Source organism: Demequina ureilytica (assembly GCF_048553575.1).
Classification (GTDB): Bacteria; Actinomycetota; Actinomycetes; order Actinomycetales; family Demequinaceae; genus Demequina.
In genome coordinates, this window is record NZ_JBLZIE010000001.1 from 682,056 (window position 1) to 704,254 (window position 22,199).

Below are 22,199 nucleotides of genomic sequence, written 5' to 3' on the forward strand. Positions count from 1 at the left end.
ACTGTGAGCGTGGATCGTCCCACCGCAGCCGAGCCGGCTGAGAGCCGGCTCGGCTCGGTGCGTCGCCGTCTCCGCGCCCGTCCATGGCTGGTCGACGCGGCCGTCGCCGGCTTCTACGTCCTCAACACGTACCTGGCCGCACTCGATCCCTATCAGCCGCTGAGTGCGCCGATCGCTGTGGTGCTCGGCGTGGCTGGCGCGGGGGCGCTCCTGCTCCGTCGCCGGCACCCGGTGCTGGTCGTGGTCGCGTTCGGAGTCATGGCGGTCCTCGTCCTGCTGACGTCCGGGCAGCTCGGTGGAACGGAGCTTGGCCTCGCGCTCGCACTGTACGCCCTGGCTGTCGCGCATCCCTCCCCTCGCTCCTGGATCGCGGCCGCTGCGGCCGTGGGGGCGGCCACGGCCGCCGTCTGGGTGTGGCAGGACAGCATGCTTGAGGAGGTGACAGCCGGCGACGGCAGTTCGATTGCCCTCGTCGACGACCGTGTCGCCAGCACCTTCGCCATCGTGGCGCTGGCTCTGGTGGGCATCGCCTTCGGGATCAGTGTCCGCCTGCGGCGCGAGCGGCTCACCGACCTGGCCGAGCGTGCCGCCGCCCTCGAACGTGACCGGGACCGTCAGGCGCAGGTTGCACGGGCCGAGGAACGCGCGAGCATTGCGCGCGAGATGCACGACGTGGTCGCGCACAGCGTCTCCGTGATGGTGAGGCTTGCCGACGGCGCGACGGTGGCGCTTGATCGCCACCCCGGGCAGGCCCGCGTGGCGCTCGGCGAGCTGTCCCGCACCGGCCGCACTGCACTGGGCGAGATGCGCCGCGTGCTGGGGGCCTTGACGGAGGGAGACGCCCCTCTCGGTCCGAGCGGAGAGACTCGCGACCTGCGCGAGGTCGTCGAGGGATTCCGGGCAGCGGGTTTGCCGGTGAGGGCCGAAGGCCTCGGCCTGCCCCTGCCGGAGGACACCGGCCTGCGCTTGGCCATCTACCGGGTCGTCCAAGAGTCCCTCACCAACGCCCTGCGGCACGCCCCGGGCACCCCTGGTGTCAGCCTCGTGATCCGCCACGAACCCGGTACGTGGGTGGTGGATGTCATCGATCAGGGCAAGAGGCCAAGTGCGACCGAATCGGAGCTCGGAACCGAGTCCGAGGGTGCCGGGATGGGCCTTCTCGGCATGCGCGAGCGGGTTGGCCTGCTCGGCGGCACGGTCCACGCTGGCCCGTCCGGCCGCGGGTGGCGTGTCACAGCCGAACTCCCTGTCGAGGAGAGATCATGAGGCCCGATCCGCTGCGCATACTCCTCGTGGACGATCAGGCCCTGGTGCGCATGGGCTTCGCCTTGGTGCTGGGGGGCGAGGACGACCTTGACGTGGTTGGCGAGGCGGGCGATGGTGCAACCGCAGTCGGGCAAGCACGCGCGCTCCGGCCAGACGTGGTGCTGATGGATGTCCGCATGCCCGCGATGGACGGCATCGAGGCGACGCGCCAGATCGTGGCCGAGAGCCCGAGCACCAGGGTCATCGTGCTCACCACCTTCGATCTCGACGAGTATGCGTTCGGAGCGCTCAGAGCTGGCGCGAGCGGGTTCCTCCTCAAGGATGCGCGCCCCGAGGAGCTCGTGGAGGCGATCCGCTCCGTGGCGGCTGGGGACGCGGTGATGTCGCCCCGCGTGACACGCCGGATGCTGGAGATGTTCGCCGACAGACTGCCGCGGGACGATGCGCCGGCGCCGACAGGCGACACGAGGTTGGCCGCCCTGTCGCCGCGCGAGACGGAGGTGCTGCGGGCCGTCGCGACGGGACGTTCGAACGCGGAGATCGCGGCCGATCTGTTCGTCGCGGAAGCCACCGTCAAGACCCACGTGGGGCGGATCCTCGCCAAGCTGGGCGTCCGCGATCGGGTTCAGGCGGTGATCGTCGCGTATGAGGCTGGGCTGGTCGAGCCCTGACGCATCAGAGGTTTCCTACAGGGCGCGAAAGGCCTTCGCCGCGCGCTCAGGCGCACCCTCGCCCAGCGCCAGGAACAGGCTCGGTTCGGTGAGCTCCAGTTCCAGCACCACCGGGCCCTCGTCGGTCGGCAGCAGGTCCACGCGGGCATAGGCGAGGCCGGGCAGGGTCGCGACGATCCGGTCGGCGAGCATCCGCTCGGCCTGTGTCGCCTCGGTCGCGACCACCTTCTCGTCGGCGTAGAGCCCGGTCGACCACGACATGCCCTGCGACAGGATCGCGGCCTTGCGGACAGCGTGAGAGAACTCCCCGCCCACATAGATCAGAGCGGTCTCGCCTGCTGTGTCCACGGCGCTCAGGTACGGCTGGATCATCGCCGTGCGCCCGTCTTCGTGCAGCGAGGCCAGGTGGGCCGATGCGCGCACGGGGTCATCGCGGAACATCTTGGCTCCGCTCGAGCCGGCACCCACCGACGGCTTGACGACCACGTGCCCGTCGAGCGCGCGCGCATCGGCCGCCTGCCCGGGCGCCACGAACACCGTGGGCACCGTCGCGAAGCCCTGCTTCATCAAGTCGTCCAGGTAGCGCTTGTCGGTGTTCCAGCGGATGGTCTCGACGGGGTTCATCAGGCGCGACACCTGACTCACGCGCTCGGCCCACGCCAGAAACTCCTCGAGATGCTCGGTGTAGTTCCACGTGGAGCGCAGCAGCGTCACGTCGTAGCGCGCCCAGTCGACGGACGGATCGTCCCAGGACACCAGTTCAGCCTCCGGCATGAGCGGGAGCAGCAGTTCCTCGTCCGCGTCGGGCACGGGCATCTCGACGGTGGTCACGATGGCGATGCGTGGACTCATGTCTCGAGGCTAGCGCCGAGGCTTCCTGACTCGATCCACCGTGCGTGGGCGCGGTACATCACGCCGTTGCCACGCAACGGCGCGCTGTCTTGGGTCGCGCACCAGTCGGCCATCGCGTCGAGGCGCGCGGGAAGCGCTGTGAGCACCGCCGCGCTGGCGATGGGAGCGCCGTCGACGTGCCCGTACGCATCGAGGAACAGCCTGAGCCGCCGCTGCTGCTCATCTTGCGAGAACTCGGACCGGCCCCAGGAGTCCCCGTCGGGGACCGCATCGGCCACGTGCGGAGTAAGCGGCACGTACCGATATGCGGTGTATGCCAGGTCCCATACCCGCGGACCGGGAAAGCACAGGTCGAAGTCGATCACTCCGACCAAACGACGGCTGCGGTACACATGGTTGTAGGGCGCGAAGTCGGCGTGGCAGATGACCTCGTGCGGTTCGCGCGGGGCCTGCCACCACACGTCCTGAGGCCGGCGCTCGAAGGTCGCGGTCGCATCGTGCCACTCGCGCAGCGCCGATGCGGCGTCGGCCAGCACTCGCTCGTCCCACAGCCATCGGGGGAGGTCGTGGACGACGGCGCCGGGAAGGTAGTCGAGGATCTCGCGCCCGGAACTGTCGAAGCCGTGCACGCGCGGCACCCACGACACCCCGGCGGAACGGACGTGTGCGAGCAGCCGGTGGATGGTGGGGGCCTGTGGTCCCGCTTGGCGGTGCACGCGGCTCCCGATCCGCTCCACGGGGCCGCTCATGTTGCCACCCGCCAGCACCTCGGCCGAGTCATCCATGACAGTGACGGTACCGGGGCATCGCGCACGGGTGATCCGGGCACGGCGCCCCAGGGGAGGGGGAGGGACGCCGAGACCCGGACGTTTAGCGGGGGAGGCGGCCTAGTCCCCGGATGGCCGCCTGCGCCACGTTGATGTCGGTGGCTTCTTCAGCCACCTGACGACAAGCACGACACTATGACCCCCGTGGAGGTCCCGGCGGGGACCAAGGTCCCGTCCGTGCCTGTAGGTTGCGAAAAGTCATACCCAACCCCCAGAGCACGCGCCTCGTTCTACGCATGTCACAACGACTGAAGGAGGAACGATGCCGCGTTGGGAGCCGATGCTCGATGAGCTGATGGCGCAGCGCCACCGACATCTGGTGGCGTATGCCCGGATGCTCACGGGCGACACGGCGGCGGCTGAGGACCTGGTCCAAGACGCGCTGGTCACGACCTTCGGCCGGGTGCGGACCTTTCCCTCCCTGATCGCGGCAGAGACGTACACCCGTCGCGTGATCTCGTCGCGATTCATCGACGGGACCAGGCGCACGGCCTCCGAACGCAGGGCCATCGAGCGGATGGGGGTCCGTGAGTCGGATTCGAGTGCCGGACCCGACCTGTTGGCGGAGCACAAGACTGACGTCGAACGCGCTCTCGACCGGCTCACCCCGCGCGAGCGAGCATGCGTGGTGCAGCGCTATCTCGAGCACCGCTCGGTTGAGGAGACGGCGACGGAGCTCGGCATCGCAGCGGGGTCCGTGAAGAGGTATGTGCACGACGGCATCAAGAAGTTGAACGCAGCGCTGGGGACGCACAGCGACCCGAGCGCCCCGGTAACGCGGTCGGTGCCGGTCGAGACAGGGAGAGTGTGATGGACGAGCTGGAGAACATGCTCCGTCGCGAGCAGGAGTCGGTGCGAGCATCGCTGCCGCACCACGGGCCCGAGATCTACGCACAGGTGCGTCGTGGGGCGAGGCGCCGCCGCCGAGTGCGGGCGCTCGCCACCGGCGCGACGGCCGTGCTCGCCGTCGGTGCGATCGGGATGGGTGCCTGGGGAATCGCCGGCAGCAACCGTGCCGCGGACCTGCAGCCCGCCGTGAGCGAATCCCCCTCGGCGGTGCCGACCCCCACCGCGTCAGCAACGGCCGAGCCCAGTCAGGAGCCCGTGACGGGTCCAGCGCTGGACGACAGTGCCGACGGCATCCCGGACGACGGTTACCCGGAGCTCGCGGAGCCACGCCACCAGGTGGAAGGCACCGACTTCGGCATCACCTACCCCCAGGCCCGCGTGATGGAGGACTGGGTGTGGGACCGGGTGGGCCCTGACTGGGGTGTGGGCATCGCCTCCGCCCTGGTCTACCCGCCGACGGGAGACGAGGTCCCGCCCGCGGTGGTGTACCTGCACAGCCCGGACGAGGTCTACTTCGAGATCGGGGAGCTGCCCGAGGCTGCGTGGAACGACGCCCGGGTCGTCTCATGGCAGGAGGACGATCGCACTGCGCGGGTGTGGTCGACCGACGGCGGCGGGCTGTACGACATGCGCACCGGCACATACGACCCGGTGGAGTTCAGCATCGACGGCGACGTGGCCGAGTCGGAGACATTCGTGATGTCGAACTCCGGCGGGGACGAGTTGTGGTTCGCCGAGAACGACAACGGCGGCGGCTACTACCGCTGGACCGACCTTGACGGTTGGGAGCAGGCGAGTCTGTGGGACGACACACCGGACGCGCGGCACTTCGGGGACTCCGCGGGGTACAGCGCTCCGCTAACGCGGGCCGACGGCGACAGCGTGCTGCTCGCGGTCGCCCCGTCCGTGGATGCGGTGCCCAGCTCTCTGGTGGAGTACCGCCTGTTCGACGACGCCACCACCGAGTTCGACCCGCAGTTCCCCTCTGACGCAGTGGGCGTGATCGCCGCCGGGTGGCTCGACGACGCGTCGGTCGCGCTGGAGGTGGAGATGCCGGATGGCTATCGCTCGGCGGTCGTGGAGGCGGGGGGCCAGGTGTTCTTCGGGACTTACGGAGGACTCGCCGAGGACCAGTTGGAGGAGCTGCCCGAATGGGTGGACGTGATGTTCGGGGAGCCGACCCGTCGAGACACCGCGGGCGTCGCCTGCGGCTGCTGACCGGCGCGCCCGCACAAAGGCGCACCTACGAACCCCGGTAGCCTCGAGTGAAGTGATGCTCAGAGGGGGCCTTCGGTGACTGCAACGATGCGAGATACGGCTTGCCGCGCCGCGGCAGTTGCGGTGCTCGCCGCGATGACCACGGCGACACTCGCGGCCTGCCAGGGCCCAGATCCGGAACCCACCGCCACGCCGACCCCGGCACCGACTGCTAGCGAGTCGACAGCCCCGTCCCCGTCCGTCTCGCCCTCCCCTGCCACGTGGCCGCCTCGCGAGCTGGCGTCCACTCCCCAGGTCGCACCGGTGGACGACGACGAGCCGGCCGCCTACGAAGCGCCTGCGTGGCTATGGGAATGGGTCGACGACTCGTGGTCCACGGCCATCTACTCGACGGTCGAACTGGTGACTGACGCCGACGGTGCTCCGGTCTTCGAAGGGGTGCAATGGCTCTACCTGCTCGCGCCGGACGGGACGGCGTTCCGCATCGCCGACCTGGGCCACGACGCCTTCGCGACGATCGTCGACTGGGACCCGGACCACCGGCGGGCGTGGCTCCACCTTCAAGGCTTCGGGGAGTCCTGGGACGTCGCCGAGGTGGCCCTGGAGACGGGCGTCGTGGACACGGAGGACTTCACCGACGGAGCAGGACCGCGCGCGACGGTGGAGGGCGGAGGCTTGTCTGCGGATCTGCTGCCTCGCGACGTGGCCGCCGACGGCACGCGCCTCTGGGCGGCAGTCTCTCCCTTCGGGGACACGGGGGGCGTGGCCTGGTACGAGCCGCTCGCAGGCGAGTGGAAGCCGAGCTCGGTGAACGACGCATTGTTCGACATCACACAGGCGCGTCACGCCCGCGGTGACGATGGCGTGCATTCGCCCGGATCCGTCAGCGGCTCGGGCTGGCTGTCCATCGAGTCCGAACGAGCGATCTACATGGTGGCCGACGCCGGCGGCCAGGGTGCGGCCGCACCGACCTACGTCATCTTCGACCACGACTTGGGAGATGACTCGTTCATCCAGTCGGCGTTCACGCCACCCGGGTCGGCGACGGGATGCCAGGCGCAAGGGCCCGTCGATGAGGAGGTCATCGTGATGTGCTGGAATATCGACGCCTCCGTTCCCGAGACGGGATGGGCCGTCGACCTGGAGTCGGGGGACGCCGTGGAGGTTCCCGTGGATCTGGAGCAGACTCCGAACCATGATCTCGGCAGCTACACCGAGGACGTGAAGGCTCAGGGCACGCAGCCGCCGAATGCGGACGACTGGACGGACCTCATGCCAGCGCCGCAGCTGCCCTGACGGACTGCCGTGACCCCCGCATCGGGCGTGGAGCGGCTCAGAGGTTCGGCGGGATCGGCGGCTGCTCGACCCACTCGCCCTCGTCCTTGAGCGCCGGCGAATGCGCGTCGGCAGCGCCCGGCCGGTCCGTGCCGCGGCGGATCACTGGAGACGCGAGCAGCGCGATCCCGACCATCGCCGCCGCGGAGCCTGCCGCGAGGTAGAGCCCGGCATGCGCGCCCACGTTGTCCACCAGGTAACCCGCGATCCACGCGCCGAAGGCGACGCCCACTCCCATGCCGATGCGCAGCCACGACATGCCCTCGGTGATCTGGTCGCGCTTGACCACCCGCTGCACGATGGTGTCCGCGTTGGTCAGGGTCGGGGCGATCGCCGCGCCGGCCAAGAATCCCAGCGCCGCGAACATCACCATCCCCGTCGACAGCGTCAGCAGCCCGAACCCGACGGCGAGCGCGAGGGTGCCCCACACCGTGCGCTTCCACAGCGCCAACTTCCAGTGCCGTGACCCGTACAGGATGCCGCCCACGAACGAGCCGGCGGAGACGATGCCGAGCAGCACTCCGGAGAGGGTCTTGAACCCCTGCTCCTCCGCGAAGCCGACGGTGGAGATGTCGAAGGCCCCGAACATCATCCCCAGCCCGAGAGCGATGAACGCCGCGCCGATGACCGCTCCCGGGAGCTTCAGGCCAAGGCCGCGACCCCCCGACTTGCCTCGCGCCGGTGGCTCGGTTGCTCGCTGCGACAGCAGGATGGTGAGCCCTACGATGGTTCCCACCGCGGAGACCACGAGACCTGCGGGCGCCCACACCGTGGTTGCGAGGATGGTCGCTAGCGCCGGCCCGGTGATGAACAGCACCTCGTCGAGCACGCCTTCGAGTGCGAACGCGGTGTGGATGTCCTCATCGCTCTCGAGGATGTTGGACCAGCGGGCGCGGGTGAGCGAGCCGAGCGGACCGGACAGCGAGGCGATGATGACGGCGATCCACAGGACCCACTCGGAGCCGTTGTTGATAGCCGTCCAGATGCCCAGCACCACGCCGATGATGTGCAGGCCGAGCAGTGGCAGCATGACGGTGCGTTGGCCGAACCGGTCCACCAGTCGCGAGGTCGGCACCGTCTGCACGGCCCACACCACGATGCCGATGGCCGCGACACGACCCGCCATCTCGTAGCTGTCGTATTGGATCTGCACCATCAAAATGAACGAGATGTTGAACATCGAGATGGGCAGGCGGGACAGCAGCCCGGCGAAGGCGAACGCCTTCGCACCGGGGTGTTCCAGGATCGTTCGATAGGGGGCGAGCACCCCCACATGCTCTCACTGACCAAGCGGTCAGGACGACCCGTCGGGCCGGCCTTCGTCGCCAGCCTTCTCGCGGCCGATGCGTTCGTCACCAGGGGCGGGGGCGTCGCCTGGGGCGGTTTGCGGCTCAGCATTCTCGCCGAGCAGCCCCGGACCGTGAGGGTCCTCGGTGGTGACCGGTGGGGGCAGCGAGCTCTCCCGATGCTTGCGGCGGTCCTGGACGATCAGGGCGGTCGCGCCCCCGACGACGAGCAAGAAGGCAAGGGCGATCCCACCCCACCTCAGCAGCGGGCCCCAATCGATCTGATCATCGGCGGCGGCCACGATCCGGATGTCCTGCCCGCTGACGAGGTCGGTGAGTCCAAGCGTGACCGTGCGGCCGTCGACCTCGCCCACGCTGGCCTCCTCGATGAGCCCCGGGAAGGTGTACGTCACGCTCACGTCGACGCTCGACTCGAGGAGCCCCAGCTGGGACTCGGTGACGCCGAACTCGCCCAGATCGACGCCCTCGGGAGACGCCATCTCGAGGACGAATCTTCCGTCGGTCAGCTCGAGGGTGGCTGCGCCACCGATTCCCGACGCGGTCTGCTCGGCAGCGGCGTTGAACTCCTCGACAGGCAGGTCGGTGATCGTGAGTTCCACGCCCTCGAGCTCGCCGTCGTCGTAGCGTTCGAGCACGATCTGACCGGGGTACTGCTCCTGCAGCTCGGCTAGCTCGGGCGAACCCTCGAGATCCTCGAAGAGGGCCCCGACGTCCATCCCGGCTTGGTCCCCGATCTGCGCGGCGACCTCGTCCGAGAACGCGATGACTGCGGACTGCGAGAAGGTGCCGTCGGCCGTGATCGTCGTGTCGACGGTGGTGCGGACACAGCCGGTCAGCGCGAGCGCGGCGACCGCGACCGCGCCCGACCAGCGCAGCGCCCGGTTCACGGCCGCTGCTCCTCCTCGTCCTCGCCGTTTGCCTGCGCGGTCTCGGCGGGGTCGACGGTCTCAGTGGTCTCGGTGCTCTCAGCCGGGTCGGCGGCGCCAGTTGCGGCGGGTTCGTCGTCTGCGGGGTCCTCGCGGGTGGGAGCGACGACGGGGTCCTCGTCGGGGGCCGCGACGGCCTGATCGTCTCCGGGAGCCGGCACCGCCGGGGGAGCATCGATCGGGTCGCCCCCGGGTACCTGGGTCCCGGGCACGAACGCGGGCCCCGTGGCCGCATCGACCTGCGACTCGTCCGTGGACTTGCGTCGCGAGGAGACAATCAGCACGCCGGCGATGCCGGCGCCGATCCCGATGATGCCGGCGAGCACGAGGATCATCCACAGCGGGAAGCCGCTGTCCGTGCTCGCGGAGCCGCGGGCCTGGACGTCGCCGCTGTGCTCGAGCAGATTCCAGGTCACGGTGTTCCCGTCGAGCTCACCGTTGTGATCAGAGACCGCGCCCGGGAAGGTGATGGACATGGTCGCCGTGGCGGTGTCGGGGAGCTCTTCGCCGCCCGTCTGCTCGGTGAGGTCGTCAGCCGCACCTGAGACGACGAAGTCGTCGCCGTCCCGCTCGATCCGAAGGCCCTCTCCTGCGGCCGCGAAGTCTTCGAGCGGCAGATCCGAGAACGTCGTCTGGGTGCCCACGAAGTCGGGGCTGCCGTCGCCGTCCTCGTCTTCCGACTCGTAGCGCTCCGTCGTGCCGCCAGGGATGCTCTCCTCTGCCCCGAGCATGTCCTCGATGCTCTCCTCGCCCGCGATCTCCAGCAGCTCCTGAGATACGGCGAAGATGAAGTCTCCGCTGACGGTGTCGTTCTCAGCGAGGTCGATGTTCATCTCGACGCGGACACAGCCGGTGAGCGCAAGGGCGGACACGAGGGCGAGCGCGAGCCCGCGGGTGAGTGTTCTCATGGCGACCACTGTCCCACAGCCGTAGGCGCCGGTCTATGCGCGCTCGCCGGCATCGATTTCTCGCGCGGGCGAGTTCGACCGGTGGACGAAGGCACGGAACTGAGCCGAGGTCATGGCTTCGGTAGGCAGCGCGCTTGCCGTGCCGTCCGCGCGCAGCCCGTCGAGGAAGATCGCGAGGTGCCGGCGCAGCATCGTGCGCTCGCGCTCGGTGGGTCTGCCCACCATGCCCGCGAGCGCGAAAGCCGTCAGCGCGAGATCCCTGCCGGTAATGCCGCTGCGGATCGTGCCCTCAGCGTGGGCCGCATCGACGAGACCCTGGAGGTCGCCCGTCGCCGCGTCGCCGGGTGTGGACGTGGGATCGATGTCGTGCATGCGCCGCATGACGGTGCGCACGGCAGGGACCTCGGCCACGGCGAACGTGACGGCCTCAAGATGCGCGCACAGTCGTTCCCAGGCGGATGCCTCAGGCAGGTCCTCCGCGAGTGTCGTTGTCACCTGGGCGATCGCCCGGTCGTAGAGCGCACGGATCAGGTCCTCGTGGGTGGGGAAGTGCCGATACGCGGTCCCGATTCCCAGCCCGGTGCGCAGGGCGAGCTCACGGACCGTGAGGTCAGGTCCGCGCTCTGTGAGGACGTCGAAGGCAGCAACGATGAGGCGCTCGCGGTTCTCCGCCGCGTCGCGCCGCTGCTTGCGGGGCATGAGCCGATTCTAGGTCCGATTTGTCCATCTCCACCTGAAGCGACCCGACTAGTCGCGCGCGTACGCTTCTGTCATGCCCATCGACGTTCTGGTCACCGCATTGGGCGGCGTCCGGGACGTCGCGCTCGCGCTCACCGTCGGGGGCCTCGTGGCACTCGCCGTGATGCTTCCCGACGGTCATCATGCGGCCGCCCGCGCCGCCGCCGTCGCCCGGTGGTCGTCGATCGTCTGGGCCGCCTCGGCCCTCGCCTACGTCTTTGCGTCCTACGCGCTGATCCGCAACGAGGCCGTCGAACCGGGCCGCTTCGTGGAAGAGGTGTGGTCCTTCGCCACGACCATCGAGCTCGGGCAGGCGTACCTGCACATGTCTCTCGCAGCTGTCGTCGTGTCGGTGCTCGCGGCCCTGGTGCGCAGCCCGCTGGGCGCGGCCTGGTCCCTTCTGCCCGTCGTGTGGGCGCTCGGCTGGCAGGCCCAGACCGGTCACGCCGCAGGCGCGGCGGATCATCACCTCGCGGTAAGCGCGATGTTCCTCCATCTCGCGGCCTCGGCGCTGTGGCTCGGGGTGATCGCGGCGCTGTTCCTGATGCGACGCCCGCTCGGCGACGGCGCGAAGGCGGCTGTGCGGCGCGGTTCACGCATCGCCCTGTGGGGTGCGGTCGCGATCATCGTGTCCGGCATCACAAGTGCCTGGGTGCGGCTCGGGTCCCCCGCCGACCTCGTCACGACTGGCTACGGCCGCCTGCTGGTGCTGAAGGTCGCCCTGATGTCGCTCGCGGTCGCGTTGGCCGCGTGGCACCGCCGGGTGAGCCTGCCGCGACTGTCGGAGGCCCACGTGCGCGAGCGGTTCTGGCGGGTGATGGCAGTCGACGTCGGCGCCTTGGTCGCGGTCGTGGGCGTGGCCGTGGTGCTATCCGGCACCGCGCCGCCGATTCCGATCGAGGCGGTGGACGACCCCAGTCCCGCGTACGCGTTGACGGGGTACCCGCTTCCCCCCGCACCGTCTGCACTCAACTGGCTGGTGCTGTGGCGGCTCGAGATCCTCTCGGCGTTCGTGCTGGGCGCCGCCGCCGTCATGTACCTGCGGTGGGCAGTACGACTGCGTCGGCGGGGCGACCACTGGTCGTGGCTGCGAACCTTCTCGTTCTTGTCGGGCCTCACCGTCCTCGTCTGGATCACGCAGGGCGCGCCCACCATCTACGGGATGGTGACGTTCTCAGGGCACATGGTCGAGCACATGATGCTGGTGATGGTGGCGCCCGTCCCCCTCGCGCTGGGCGCCCCAGTCACGCTCGCGCTGCGAGCCCTCCCGGCGCGCACGGACGGCTCGCGCGGGCCACGCGAGTGGTTGCGCGGGGTTGTCGACTCCCGGCTGCTGCGCTCCCTGTCGCACCCCGTCGTCGCCGCCGTGAACTTCGCGGGTTCGCTGGTGGTGTTCTACTACACCCCGCTGTTCGAGTTTGCGCTCAGCAACCACGTCGGCCACCTGGGGATGCTCGTGCACTTCACGCTCGCCGGGTACCTGTTCGCGAACGCGCTGGTGGGGATCGACCCTGTGCCGACGCGACCGTCCTACCCCATGCGCATCGTGCTGCTGTTCGCCACCATGGCCTTCCACGCCTTCTTCGGCGTCTCACTCATGAGCTCGGAGGTGCTGCTCGCGCCGCGCTGGTTCGGACTGATGGGCCGCGAGTGGGGCCCCGACGCGCTCGCGGACCAGCAGTACGGCGGGCAGCTGGCCTGGGGCATCGGCGAACTGCCCGTGGTGCTGCTCGCCATCGGCGTGATCGTCGCGTGGCGCAAGGCCGATGCGCGGGAGGCTCGACGGACGGACCGGCAGGCGGACCGCGACGATGACGCGGAGCTGCGGGCCTACAACGCGATGCTCGCGGAGACCAGCAAGCGCGACCGCGAGAGCTGAAGTTATCCACAGATTTCATCCACAGGGATGTGAACAGCGGGTGAACGACGCCTAGCGACGGTGGAAAAGCCTGTGGGTAAACGGTGGATGAAATAAAGGGCTCAGGAGCGCTTGCGGGGAGCCGCCGACGCGAGTAGACCTAGATCCATCGGAACTTCGGTTCCACCGCCTCGAGAAGTCGCAAGACCGCTTCGAGGGCCGGCGCCGAGGGTGGCTGGCTCGGGTAATCCGGGTCGTCCGCCCTGGTAGAACGGTATTCGGTGGACTGAAGTGACGGATGCGTCGGACAACGTCGGTCCACGTCGAAGGGATTGCCTACGGGCTGCCCTGGAGAACTGTGGGTGACGGCACAAGGGCCTGGCGGCCCGGCGCATCGACCGAGAGGTCGCCCCTTTCATTAGGGGTGAAGCCGCATCGTCAATCGCGGCCGTCGTGCCAGGGGAGTTATCCCCAGGCACGAGAACTCTCTGGTCATGGCAAGGCCCCCCGAACGCTTACTTCGGGGGGCCTTCGCCTTGCCAGGAGTGCTTTCGCGCTCCCGATGATCACGCTATGCCGAGCCCCGTGCGGGGTGGCTGCGACACGCCCTTGTTTAGTGAACGCCTCCTGGTCTTCCCGTACTCCCGCGACGCCTTCTCAGCGCCGGCGCCAGCGCGGGGTACGTTGTGAGGGCTGTGATCTTCGACCCAAGGGAGGCCGCGATGCCGGACGGTGACGCCCGCGACGACCACTCCGCGGAGGGCTCGGTGGGCGGCCCTTCGCCGACTGTGAAGCCGCCCCATCCCGCTTCCACCGCACCGTCTCCCGCATCGGCCGCGTCCCCGGCCCCCGCATCGGCCGCACCCGCCGGTGAAGGCCCCGCCGCCGGCGAAGAACCCGCTCCCACCGCGCGTACTGCCGAGGACGGCGAGACTCAAGTGATGGAGCCCGTCAAGGACGAGCCCACCCAGGTGATGGACCCGGTTCCCGGCGAGGAGCCCGTGCCTCGCAGAGCGCCCTGGGCGCCCACCCCGCCGGAAGCTCAGGGCGAGCATGCGGCTGACCGGCCGGTGTCGACGGACGCGCCCGCAGGCCCCCCGAGCACCGACCGCAATTGGCTCGGAGTGGTCGCGTTCGTCACGGGGGCGCTGTTCCTCAGCCTGGTTGCGATCGTGCTCGGCCACCTGGGCCTGTCCGCCGCGAAGAGGGGCAGAGCGAACAATCGCACCTTTGCCATGGCGGGGCTGATCCTGGGGTACATGGGACTCGCTGCTACCGCAGCAGGCGCGTGGCTGCTGTTCGCGAGCGGCCCTACGCCCGCCGAGGTGGACGTGCAGGCGCAGCAGGACGTGAGCGCCGTGGGGGCCGCGGTCGCGATGCTCGCGGTGGAGACCGACCGCGTTCTCGAGGTGGCCGAGACGGCGGACGGGTACACCGTGGGCGGTCAGGCCATCCCGGCCGAGATCACCACGCCCCACGAGCTTGCGATCGTGGGCGACGGCCCGGCGGACTGGTGCCTTGAGATCGTCTACGAAGGCGGCGAGCAGGGCGCGTTCTCCTACGCTGCTACCGAAGGCATGTCCCCCGGCCGCTGTTGACGAGCGGTCGCCGCCGCCATCTGGGTCGCCGCGTGCGGCTTCTGGCTCCAGGCGCATGCGCGCCCGATGCGCGGGCGGGGTCAGCCTTCGAGCACCGTGCCGTCGGGGACGGTTGACGCTTCACCCGTGTCCTCGAGCGTCACCGCGCCGCGCACCACGACGTCCGCCCCGAACGTCCAGTCGCCCCTCACCGTGAGCGACGTCGCGTGGCGTAGCGACGGCGGGCCGTGGGGGAACCGCGCGTCGAACGCGCCCATGGTCTTGTAGAACCTCGAGTCGAGGTCGATCAGCGGCGCCTTCTCGACGTCCAGCCGCAGCGCTCCGTCATCAGCGAGCCTGTAGGCGTCCGAACGCAGCGTGAGAAGGTCGTTGGTGGTCTTGACCGGCAGGAACCGGTCGCGGCCCACCGCGATGGCCGTGGCGCCCTCGAATACCTCGATCGCCGCGCCCATGGCGGACTCGATCTGGTAGACCTCGGGCGACTCCGGATCGGTCGGGTCCACGTTCTTGCGGTTGCGGATCAGCGGCAGGCCAAGCACGGCGCCGCGCTCCGTGAGCGCTGCGTGAAGCTTCTCGAGGTCCCACCACAGGTTGTTGGTGTGGAAGAACGGGTGGTGGTGCTCGTCCGTGAAGTAATGCATCTCACCAGGATCGGTCTGGGCGGTGTCGCGCAGGATGAGCTGACCGTCGGACTTGCGGATCGCGAGGTGCCCGCCCTTGCGGTCGGCCGCCGTGCGCGTGCACAGCTCGGCCGCGTACGGCGCTCCAGAGGAAGCGAACCAGCCGGCGATGCGCGCATCGGGCACTGCGCCCAGGTTGTCGGAGTTGGAGGCGCTCGCGTAGCGGAACCCCTCGTCCAGCAGCTGCTCGAGCACGCCCGAGGCAAGCAGAGCCGTGTAGATGTCGCCGTGTCCCGGTGGGCACCACTCAAGCGACGGGTCCGGCGGCCACTCGACGGGCGTGAGGTCGTCGACCCGCAGCTTGGGCTCGCGGTTCTGCAGAAAGTCCAGCGGCAGCCCATCGACCTGGATGTTGGGGTTCGCGCCGAGCGCTCGGAGAGAGTCCTCCTGCGTGCGGAACGAGTTCATCAGCACCAGCGGGAGGGGGGCACCGGTGGCCTTGCGGGCGGTGCGCACCTGCCCCGCGATCAGATCCAGGAAGCTCTTGCCGTCGCGGACCGGTAGCAGCGACTTCGCGCGGTCCATGCCCATCGAGGTGCCGAGCCCACCGTTGAGCTTGATGATTGCGGTCTTCGAAAGCGCCTCGCGCGCAACGTCGTCATCGACGTCGACGTCCTCGAGCTTGGCCGGCTCGCGCAGCGGCGCGATGTCGCCCTCGCGGATCAAGCCGGTCGCGCCAGCCTCGAGCTCGCCGTAGTAGTGGGTGAAGACGTCGATGGCGGCCTGGGTGACGCCGCCGTCGCGCATCTTCTGCTGGGCCTGGGCAAGTCCTTCAGCGCTCATGGCATGAGCCTAGGGGTGCAGCGTCCCGCCGGTCCACCGAGGTTCGCGAGCGACCGCCCACGCCGGGCCGGCCGCCGCGGTCTGTGGTTTCATGAAAACGTCATCAGCATGCCGTGACCGTGGGGGCTGAGTCGTGACCGATGCGATGCAACTGAGCGTGGGGGACCTGGATCGCCCCTGGCATGCCCTCTCCAGGTCGGATGTGGCCGATGATTTCGGGACCGATGCGGACCGCGGTCTTGATGAGGACGAGGTGCGCAGCCGCCGGGAGGAATTCGGACCGAACTCCCTGCCCGAGCGAGGGCGCACCACCCTGTTCGGTACCGTCCTGCGCCAGTTTCGGGACCCGCTCATCACGATCCTGCTCGTGGCAGGCAGCGTTTCGCTCGCCATCGGCGAGGTCCAGGACGCCATCTTCATCGCGGTCGTGCTGATCCTGAACGCGGGCCTCGGCACCTTCCAGGAGTATCGGGCGGAGAGCGCCGCCCAGGAGCTCGAGGAGGTCATCACCGTGGCGGCCGTCGTGGTGCGGGCCGGCAGCAGGACGGAGGTGGACAGCGAGGAGATCGTGCCGGGGGACCTGGTCAGGATGGAGGCGGGCGCATCGGTGCCCGCCGACATTCGGCTGCTCGAGTCCCAGGAGCTGAGGGTGGACGAGTCCCTGCTCACGGGTGAGTCGACGCCCGTCGACAAGGACGCCGGCGCCGAGCTTGAGGATGAGACGCCGCTGGGCGACCGCTCGACGCTGCTGCACGCGGGGAGCAGGGTCCTCAGCGGCACCGGCACGGGGGTCGTGGTGCGCACCGCCGAGTCGACCGAGCTCGGCACCATCGCCGATTCGTTGGCCGAGGAGCCGCAGGACCCCCCGCTGGTGCTGCGCATGCGTCGCTTCACCCGCATCATCGCCATGGGCATCGGCGTGGTGATCATCGTGCTCGGCCTGGTCCAGGCGCTGCGCGGGGAGGCGCTCGTGGACATCTTCCTGTTGGCAGTCGCGCTGGCGGTGTCGGCCATCCCGGCAGGCCTGCCGATCGCCGTCACCGTTGCGCTGTCGCTGGGCTCCAACCGGATGGCGGAGCGCAACGTCATCGTGCGGCGGCTTCCGGCGGTAGAAGGGCTGGGTGCCTGCACTCTCATCGCAAGCGACAAGACCGGCACGCTGACCGAGAACGAACTCACCGCGACCCGGATCGTGGCGCCTGATGGCGACGCTGTCGACATCTCCGGAGCGGGTCTCGATCTGAGCGGCGAGGCCACCCGCGATGGCGAGCCCGTCGACTCCGACGGCTGGCTGGCCGACCTCGCGGTGACGGGGGCGCTGTCGAGCGAGGGCGAGGTGAAAAGCGAGGACGGGGAGACGACCGCGACAGGTGACACGGTCGACGTGGCCTTCCTGGTATTGGGGCACAAGCTGGGCATCGACCGTGCCGAACTCGTCGGAGAGCATCCGCGGGTCGGCCACATCCCGTTCTCGTCGAGCCGCCGGTTCGCCGCGAGCTTTCACGAGCACGACGACGGCATCGTGGCGCATGTCAAGGGTGCGGCACAGGCCGTGGTCGACATGTGCGCCGAGGTCGACGCGGATGAGCTGCTGGCCCGGGAGGAGGAACTTGCGGGGGACGGCTTCCGAGTCATTGCCGTCGCCGCGGGCCAGGTGCAGATGGAGACAGAGGGCGAACCCGACCCCGAGGTCCTGACCGATCTGCGGTTCCTCGGGCTCGTGGGACTGATCGATCCCGTGCGCGAGGCTGTGCCGGATGCGATCGACCGCTGCCACTCGGCAGGCGTGGACGTTCGCATGGTGACGGGCGACCACCCGGCCACCGCCATGGCGATCGCCCGCGAGATCAACATCGCCGCGGGCGACGATGATGTGGTGGTCGGCTCGGACATCGGCGAGAGCCGTGCCGAGGAGGGCAGCGAGGACGCGGCGCACCAATCCGACGAGCTGATCCGCGACCGGCATGTGTACGCGAGGGTGGAGCCGCAGCAGAAGACCACGATCGTGGACAGTCTGCAGCGCTCGGGGCACTTTGTCGCTGTCACCGGGGACGGAGTGAATGACGCTCCCGCACTCAACGCCGCTCACATCGGCGTGGCGATGGGGAAGAGCGGTACGGACGTGGCGCGAGGGGCGGCCGATCTGATCCTCACCGACGATAACTTCGCCTCCATCGTCGACGGAATCGAGGAGGGGCGGCGGGCGTACGACAACGTGCGCAAGGTGGTGTGGCTGCTCATCACCACGGCTGTGGCGGAACTGGTGCTGTTCATCCTCTCCGTCACCTTCGACATGGCGCTGCCGCTGACCCCGGTGCAGCTCTTGTGGCTCAATCTCGTCACCAACGGCATTCAGGACGTCGCGCTTGCGTTTGAGAAGGGCGAGCCCGACCTTCTGAAGCGGCGACCCCGACCGCCGACGGAGCGAATCTTCAACCGCCGGATGATCGAGCAGGTCGCCGTCTCCGGCATCTATATGGGGCTGGTGGCCTTCGGCGTGTTCTGGGTTCTCACCGAGCAGATGGGAATGGAGACCGACGAGGCGCGCAATCTGCTGCTCCTGCTACTCGTGCTGTTCGAGAACGTGTTGGCGCTCAACGTGCGGTCGGAGACCCGCTCCCTCTTCCGTATCCCCTTGCTCGACAACCGGGTGCTGATTGGAGGCGTGGTGGTGTCGCAGGCAGTGCACATCGCGTCCATGTTCATCCCCGGCTGGCGAGACGTCTTGGGCGTCGAGCCGGTCGCGTTTGGTACCTGGGCGCTGCTGCTGGCGCTCACCGTGACGCTCGTGGGCGTGATCGAGGCCGTCAAGTTCCGTTCTCGCCGTCTGGCGCACGAGCTGGCGTAAGAGCCGTCGCCGTCAGCCAGCGACCCCGTCGCGCAAGGGCTCTCGGTTCAGCGGCCTTGCTCGGCGTCATCCATGGAGGAGTTCTCGAGCCGACGGGCGTCATCGCGCCGATGCGCACCGGGCTCGGCGACGTGAGCCGCAGCGCGCGCGTCGCCATCCGATCCCCTGGTCGCGTAGAGGCTAGTGGCGGTGACGGTCCCGAGGACGACGACGATGACGACAAGAGACGCGAGGGTCGGGATCTCCGGAACCCCGGGCCAGATGCCGTGGGCCCAGTGCAGCACCAGCTTGACGCCGATGAAGCCCAGGATGGCGGCAAGGCCGTAGCCGAGGTGCACGAGCTTGCTCAGTGCCCCCTGCAGCACGAAGTACAGGGCGCGCAAGCCCAACAGAGCGAAGGCGTTGGTGACGAACACCAGGTAGGGGTCGCTGGTGATGCCGTAGACCGCAGGAACAGAGTCGACGGCAAACACGACGTCGGTCGCGAAGATGGCGACCACGACGACGGCGAGCGGCGTCAGCGCGCGGCGGCCGTTCTCGATCACCGACAGTCGAGTGCCGCGGTAGTCCTCCGTGATGGGCATGAAGCGACGAATCAGGCGGACCGAACGCATCTGGGACACGTCCACGTCGTGTGAGCCGCCCTTGAGCTGGTCGCGCAGGATCTTCACTCCCGTCAGCAACAGGATTGCGCCGAACAGCAGGAAGGCCCAGGTGAGGTTCGCCAGGGCCGCAGCCCCGAGCGCGATGAAGATGCCCCGCAGGACGAGCGCACCGATGATGCCGAGGAGCAGGACCCTTTGCTGCAGCGCGGCGGGCACAGCGAATGCGGTGAGCAGCAGCATGAAGACGAACAGGTTGTCCACGGACAACGACTTCTCGACCAAGTAGCCGGTGAGGTACTCGACGCCGATGGTGGAGCCGTATTGGGACCAGATCCACGCACCGAATGTCAGGGGCAGCGCGATGTAGAACGCGCTCCAGCCAAGGGCTTCGCGCATGGACACCGCATGTGGTCGGCGGGTGACGAGAAAGTCGAGACCCAGCAGGGCAAGGACAGCCAGGATGGTGACGAGCCACATCGTGGGCGTCCCGATCGAGGTCAGGGCGGCATTGGTTTCAACGGCGTTGAGCACGGGTTCTCCGGGGAGTGAGGGGACAAGAGTCTCAGGACCGAGGTCTCCTTCACCCTGCAAAGCAGGGCCGCCGCCCGAGGTCGCTTTCGCGCCGTAGTGACCGGGCCGATGTTGGGAAGTACTCCCCTCGTGCGGGAAGAATACAACACTGTGGGGCAAACGTCGCGAATATGGCGCCGAGGTCTCAATGTCCACGACCAGGCAACCGGCGGCAATGACAGCCGGACAGGACGCCGACAGGCCCGCTAGGGGTCAATGAGTGCCGGACAGGGGGAGTGGAGCGGGTGACGGGAATCGAACCCGCGCTATCAGCTTGGGAAGCTGAAGTTCTACCATTGAACTACACCCGCGCGCACCGCCGTCGGCGATGCAGGACACCCATCTTAGCCGCGAGCCCCGCGCGCGGGGAACTCAGCCACGACGGGGGAGACGGTCAGGCGTCCCGGGCGATGAGGGAGAACGAGGCCGACCGCGTCTCGCCTGGCTGCACGAGGAACAGCCCAGTCCCCTCGATGCCCTTGGCGTCGAGGTTGAACGCGTCGTTCGCATTCGAGACCGGCTCGAACGCCCAGAACGGCGCGTCCTGCGGGATGTACAGCACCGCGTGCTCGAGCAGCTGATCCGCCTCGACATCGATCGTCACGGCGCCGGGCCATTCGATGGTCGCCAGCCGCTCGCCGCGCCGGCCCGCCAGGCAGTCGTCCACGAACTCGTGACCGAGCTCGCGCGCCTCGCGGAAGTCCGCCGCTGGGCGAGGGGCCCCGGCGCCCGCATCGGGCATGCAGTCCACCAGGTCATAGCCGGCGTCGGCTTCGATCTGCAGGCGCGCATCGGGCGAACCCGCGACCGAGCGCAGAAAGTACGGGTGGTGGCCGAACCCGGCGGGGAAGGTCTCGTGGTCGGTGTTGGTGACCGAGTAGGTCCACACGAACCGGTCGCCCGCAAGCGCGTAAGTGAACCGAGCAGTGAAGGTCCATGGCCAGTTCACGCCGTAGACGTCGCGTGAGGCGAACTCGAGCACCACGCGGTCGGTGCTCTGCTCCACCACATTCCACGGGTAGTCCCAGCCGGTGCCGTGAATCGCGGTGCCGTCGGGCCAGTTCACCCGCAGCTGGTACTCGCGGCCTCCCCAGACGAGCAGGCCGTCGCGAATGCGGTTGGACCACGGCACGAGCGGGTAGGACGCGGTGTCGTTGGGCCCGGAGGCCTCCGCTGGGGTTGGGCGCAGCACGTCCTGCCATTGGTCGCCGATCCGCACGCGCCCAAACGCGAGCGAGCCTCCCTTGTCGGGGACGAAGCCGATGCTCCAGCGTTCGTTCTCGATGCGGGGCGCGTCGTTGGGCACAGTGTTGTCAGGCATGAAGACATTGTGGCGTATACGCGAGGGTCGCGCTGGAGGCTCGCGCCGGTCTGGGGGACATGGCCGCCTTCCCGATGCGCGGATGCGGTTTGCGGGCACAATGTCCTCATGGGGGGGTTGAAGCGGGATGCGGGGGCGGTCGTGTGCGTGATCGCCGTCGCGGCGTGCCAAGGCCCGCCCACCTCGCCGTCGCCGTCGCCCAGCGTCGACGTGCCACCTCCCCCCGTCTCTGCCACGGGCGGCACGGCTTTCCCGCGGATTCTCCAGGCAGACCGCACGGTTGAGGTGCAGATCGAGACACCCGGCGACCGCCGCGGAATCGTGGTGTCGGTCGCGCTGAACTCGCCGTACTTCGGCCCGTCCGGCACGGTGCCTACCAACGTGCTGCTCGAACCCGGCTGGGTGTCGCGACTGCGGGTGCCGCTGGGCCCCGTCCTGTGCCCCGCCGGCACCGGCGCGTCGGTCGCGATCGTCGAGGTGCGCGCGTACGAAGGCGTGGAGGTGGCGGAGTACGAGGTGGCGCTCGACGACCAGACGCTCGCGGAGATCAACAAGTCGGAATGCCGGCAGCGGATTGCCACGGACGCTGCGGCCCCGTCCTTCGCGGCTCCCATCAGGCGCGGCGACGCCATCGACACCTCGGTGGTGCTGCAGCGGGGCTCGTCGGATGCCGCAGTGACGCTGACCGAGTTGTCGGGCAACGTGATCTTCCGCCTCGTCCCGGACCCCGGCGCACTGCCGGTGATGTTCGATTCCAACCAGGAGCGTGCTGCGGTGCCCGTCACCATCACCGCCGCGCGCTGCGACGCCCACGCCTTCGCCGAGTCCAAGAAGACGTTCGTGTTCCGGGCGTCGTACGAGGTGTCCGGCGAATCCATCACGGCGGAGTACCAGGCCGACGGCGCGATGCGCGCCGCACTCCAGGCGCTGTTCGACGAGTGCGGGGCGCGCAACGGCTCGGACGGCATCGGTGGGCAGCAGCGGTGACCCGCCGGGTGAGCGATGTGGTGACGGGAGTCCCTGGTTCGTCGGAACGGTG

Annotated in this window: 18 protein-coding genes and 1 tRNA gene; 9 read left to right on the forward strand and 10 right to left on the reverse strand. The window is 69.1% G+C overall.

Translation table 11 applies throughout. The features are described from left to right. Window positions 1–9 precede the first annotated feature (9 nt). Both ACNI3K_RS03030 and ACNI3K_RS03035 read left to right on the forward strand, forming a co-directional pair. The gene (locus ACNI3K_RS03030) at window positions 10–1,266 is read left to right on the forward strand and encodes a sensor histidine kinase (RefSeq protein WP_419390377.1); all 1,257 of its coding nucleotides are present in this window, start codon (window positions 10–12) and stop codon (window positions 1,264–1,266) included. Then, window positions 1,263–1,937, forward strand: a complete 675-nt coding sequence (locus ACNI3K_RS03035; protein WP_419390378.1) for a response regulator — start codon at window positions 1,263–1,265, stop codon at window positions 1,935–1,937. Before ACNI3K_RS03030 ends, ACNI3K_RS03035 begins: the two co-directional genes overlap by 4 nt. Window positions 1,938–1,952: 15 nt before the next feature. Here ACNI3K_RS03035 and ACNI3K_RS03040 read toward each other — a convergent pair whose 3' ends face one another. Together ACNI3K_RS03040 and ACNI3K_RS03045 are read right to left on the reverse strand one after the other, a co-directional pair. Then, on the reverse strand, window positions 1,953–2,789 hold the full coding sequence (locus ACNI3K_RS03040; RefSeq protein WP_419390379.1) for an ATP-grasp domain-containing protein: 837 nt from the start codon (window positions 2,787–2,789) through the stop codon (window positions 1,953–1,955). Then, on the reverse strand, window positions 2,786–3,574 hold the full coding sequence (locus ACNI3K_RS03045; protein ID WP_419390380.1) for an aminoglycoside phosphotransferase family protein: 789 nt from the start codon (window positions 3,572–3,574) through the stop codon (window positions 2,786–2,788). The genes ACNI3K_RS03040 and ACNI3K_RS03045 overlap by 4 nt, the downstream gene beginning before the upstream one ends. Window positions 3,575–3,878: 304 nt before the next feature. Here ACNI3K_RS03045 and ACNI3K_RS03050 point away from each other — a divergent pair, with 304 nt between their 5' ends. From ACNI3K_RS03050 to ACNI3K_RS03060, 3 genes are all read left to right on the forward strand, one after another. Further along, complete coding sequence (locus ACNI3K_RS03050; RefSeq protein WP_419390381.1) at window positions 3,879–4,427, forward strand: RNA polymerase sigma factor; 549 nt, start codon at window positions 3,879–3,881, stop codon at window positions 4,425–4,427. Further along, window positions 4,427–5,683: a hypothetical protein gene (locus ACNI3K_RS03055; protein ID WP_419390382.1), complete on the forward strand. Its 1,257-nt coding sequence runs from the start codon at window positions 4,427–4,429 to the stop codon at window positions 5,681–5,683. Before ACNI3K_RS03050 ends, ACNI3K_RS03055 begins: the two co-directional genes overlap by 1 nt. Window positions 5,684–5,986: 303 nt before the next feature. After that, a complete protein-coding gene (locus tag ACNI3K_RS03060) occupies window positions 5,987–6,979 on the forward strand; it encodes a hypothetical protein (protein WP_419390383.1) in 993 nt (330 codons plus the stop codon). A 37-nt stretch (window positions 6,980–7,016) separates the two neighbouring features. On the opposite strand, the gene ACNI3K_RS03065 is transcribed toward ACNI3K_RS03060, so the two are convergent. From ACNI3K_RS03065 to ACNI3K_RS03080, 4 genes are read right to left on the reverse strand one after another with little or no spacing between them, the layout of a single operon-like run. Next, entirely contained in the window at window positions 7,017–8,285 is a 1,269-nt protein-coding gene (locus ACNI3K_RS03065; RefSeq protein ID WP_419390384.1) for an MFS transporter, read from the reverse strand. A gap of 27 nt (window positions 8,286–8,312) precedes the next feature. Next, window positions 8,313–9,212 carry an LppM family (lipo)protein gene (locus tag ACNI3K_RS03070; RefSeq protein WP_419390385.1) on the reverse strand — a complete coding sequence of 300 codons (900 nt, stop codon included), beginning with the start codon at window positions 9,210–9,212 and terminating at the stop codon, window positions 8,313–8,315. Further along, window positions 9,209–10,159 carry an LppM family (lipo)protein gene (locus ACNI3K_RS03075; protein ID WP_419390386.1) on the reverse strand — a complete coding sequence of 317 codons (951 nt, stop codon included), beginning with the start codon at window positions 10,157–10,159 and terminating at the stop codon, window positions 9,209–9,211. Before ACNI3K_RS03075 ends, ACNI3K_RS03070 begins: the two co-directional genes overlap by 4 nt. Window positions 10,160–10,192: 33 nt before the next feature. Continuing rightward, on the reverse strand, window positions 10,193–10,858 hold the full coding sequence (locus ACNI3K_RS03080; protein WP_419390387.1) for a TetR/AcrR family transcriptional regulator: 666 nt from the start codon (window positions 10,856–10,858) through the stop codon (window positions 10,193–10,195). Window positions 10,859–10,931: 73 nt separating this feature from the next. On the opposite strand from ACNI3K_RS03080, the gene ACNI3K_RS03085 reads away from it, so the two are divergent. Both ACNI3K_RS03085 and ACNI3K_RS03090 read left to right on the forward strand, forming a co-directional pair. Next, complete coding sequence (locus ACNI3K_RS03085; protein ID WP_419390388.1) at window positions 10,932–12,776, forward strand: bifunctional copper resistance protein CopD/cytochrome c oxidase assembly protein; 1,845 nt, start codon at window positions 10,932–10,934, stop codon at window positions 12,774–12,776. A gap of 701 nt (window positions 12,777–13,477) precedes the next feature. After that, window positions 13,478–14,353, forward strand: coding sequence for a DUF4190 domain-containing protein (locus ACNI3K_RS03090; RefSeq protein ID WP_419390389.1), 876 nt, complete (start codon window positions 13,478–13,480; stop codon window positions 14,351–14,353). Window positions 14,354–14,433: 80 nt separating this feature from the next. Here the strand turns inward: ACNI3K_RS03090 and ACNI3K_RS03095 are convergent, their stop codons facing one another. Then, the gene (locus ACNI3K_RS03095; RefSeq protein WP_419390390.1) at window positions 14,434–15,816 is read right to left on the reverse strand and encodes a UTP--glucose-1-phosphate uridylyltransferase; all 1,383 of its coding nucleotides are present in this window, start codon (window positions 15,814–15,816) and stop codon (window positions 14,434–14,436) included. Between the two features lie 133 nt (window positions 15,817–15,949). Here ACNI3K_RS03095 and ACNI3K_RS03100 point away from each other — a divergent pair, with 133 nt between their 5' ends. Then, window positions 15,950–18,664 (forward strand): cation-translocating P-type ATPase, encoded by a 2,715-nt coding sequence (locus ACNI3K_RS03100; RefSeq protein WP_419390391.1) that lies wholly within the window; start codon window positions 15,950–15,952, stop codon window positions 18,662–18,664. A 47-nt stretch (window positions 18,665–18,711) separates the two neighbouring features. Here ACNI3K_RS03100 and ACNI3K_RS03105 read toward each other — a convergent pair whose 3' ends face one another. The 3 genes from ACNI3K_RS03105 to ACNI3K_RS03115 form a co-directional block, all read right to left on the reverse strand. After that, on the reverse strand, window positions 18,712–19,746 hold the full coding sequence (locus tag ACNI3K_RS03105; RefSeq protein WP_419391094.1) for a TerC/Alx family metal homeostasis membrane protein: 1,035 nt from the start codon (window positions 19,744–19,746) through the stop codon (window positions 18,712–18,714). 330 nt (window positions 19,747–20,076) lie between these two features. Next, window positions 20,077–20,150, reverse strand: a tRNA-Gly gene (locus ACNI3K_RS03110). Window positions 20,151–20,233: 83 nt separating this feature from the next. After that, window positions 20,234–21,160 carry an aldose epimerase family protein gene (locus ACNI3K_RS03115; protein WP_419390392.1) on the reverse strand — a complete coding sequence of 309 codons (927 nt, stop codon included), beginning with the start codon at window positions 21,158–21,160 and terminating at the stop codon, window positions 20,234–20,236. A gap of 108 nt (window positions 21,161–21,268) precedes the next feature. Between ACNI3K_RS03115 and ACNI3K_RS03120 the strand changes: the two genes are divergently transcribed. Then, on the forward strand, window positions 21,269–22,147 hold the full coding sequence (locus ACNI3K_RS03120) for a hypothetical protein (protein WP_419390393.1): 879 nt from the start codon (window positions 21,269–21,271) through the stop codon (window positions 22,145–22,147). Window positions 22,148–22,199 lie beyond the last annotated feature (52 nt).

Bases quoted from the DNA above. Each gene is read 5' to 3' on its own strand.
- ACNI3K_RS03035 (WP_419390378.1), top strand. From the start codon at position 1,263: ATGAGGCCCGATCCGCTGCGCATACTCCTCGTGGACGATCAGGCCCTG.
- ACNI3K_RS03040 (WP_419390379.1), bottom strand. From the start codon at position 2,789: ATGAGTCCACGCATCGCCATCGTGACCACCGTCGAGATGCCCGTGCCC.
- ACNI3K_RS03045 (WP_419390380.1), bottom strand. From the start codon at position 3,574: ATGGATGACTCGGCCGAGGTGCTGGCGGGTGGCAACATGAGCGGCCCC.
- ACNI3K_RS03050 (WP_419390381.1), top strand. From the start codon at position 3,879: ATGCCGCGTTGGGAGCCGATGCTCGATGAGCTGATGGCGCAGCGCCAC.
- ACNI3K_RS03055 (WP_419390382.1), top strand. From the start codon at position 4,427: ATGGACGAGCTGGAGAACATGCTCCGTCGCGAGCAGGAGTCGGTGCGA.
- ACNI3K_RS03075 (WP_419390386.1), bottom strand. From the start codon at position 10,159: ATGAGAACACTCACCCGCGGGCTCGCGCTCGCCCTCGTGTCCGCCCTT.
- ACNI3K_RS03080 (WP_419390387.1), bottom strand. From the start codon at position 10,858: ATGCCCCGCAAGCAGCGGCGCGACGCGGCGGAGAACCGCGAGCGCCTC.
- ACNI3K_RS03085 (WP_419390388.1), top strand. From the start codon at position 10,932: ATGCCCATCGACGTTCTGGTCACCGCATTGGGCGGCGTCCGGGACGTC.
- ACNI3K_RS03090 (WP_419390389.1), top strand. From the start codon at position 13,478: ATGCCGGACGGTGACGCCCGCGACGACCACTCCGCGGAGGGCTCGGTG.
- ACNI3K_RS03095 (WP_419390390.1), bottom strand. From the start codon at position 15,816: ATGAGCGCTGAAGGACTTGCCCAGGCCCAGCAGAAGATGCGCGACGGC.
- ACNI3K_RS03105 (WP_419391094.1), bottom strand. From the start codon at position 19,746: ATGTGGCTCGTCACCATCCTGGCTGTCCTTGCCCTGCTGGGTCTCGAC.
- ACNI3K_RS03115 (WP_419390392.1), bottom strand. From the start codon at position 21,160: ATGCCTGACAACACTGTGCCCAACGACGCGCCCCGCATCGAGAACGAA.
- ACNI3K_RS03120 (WP_419390393.1), top strand. From the start codon at position 21,269: ATGGGGGGGTTGAAGCGGGATGCGGGGGCGGTCGTGTGCGTGATCGCC.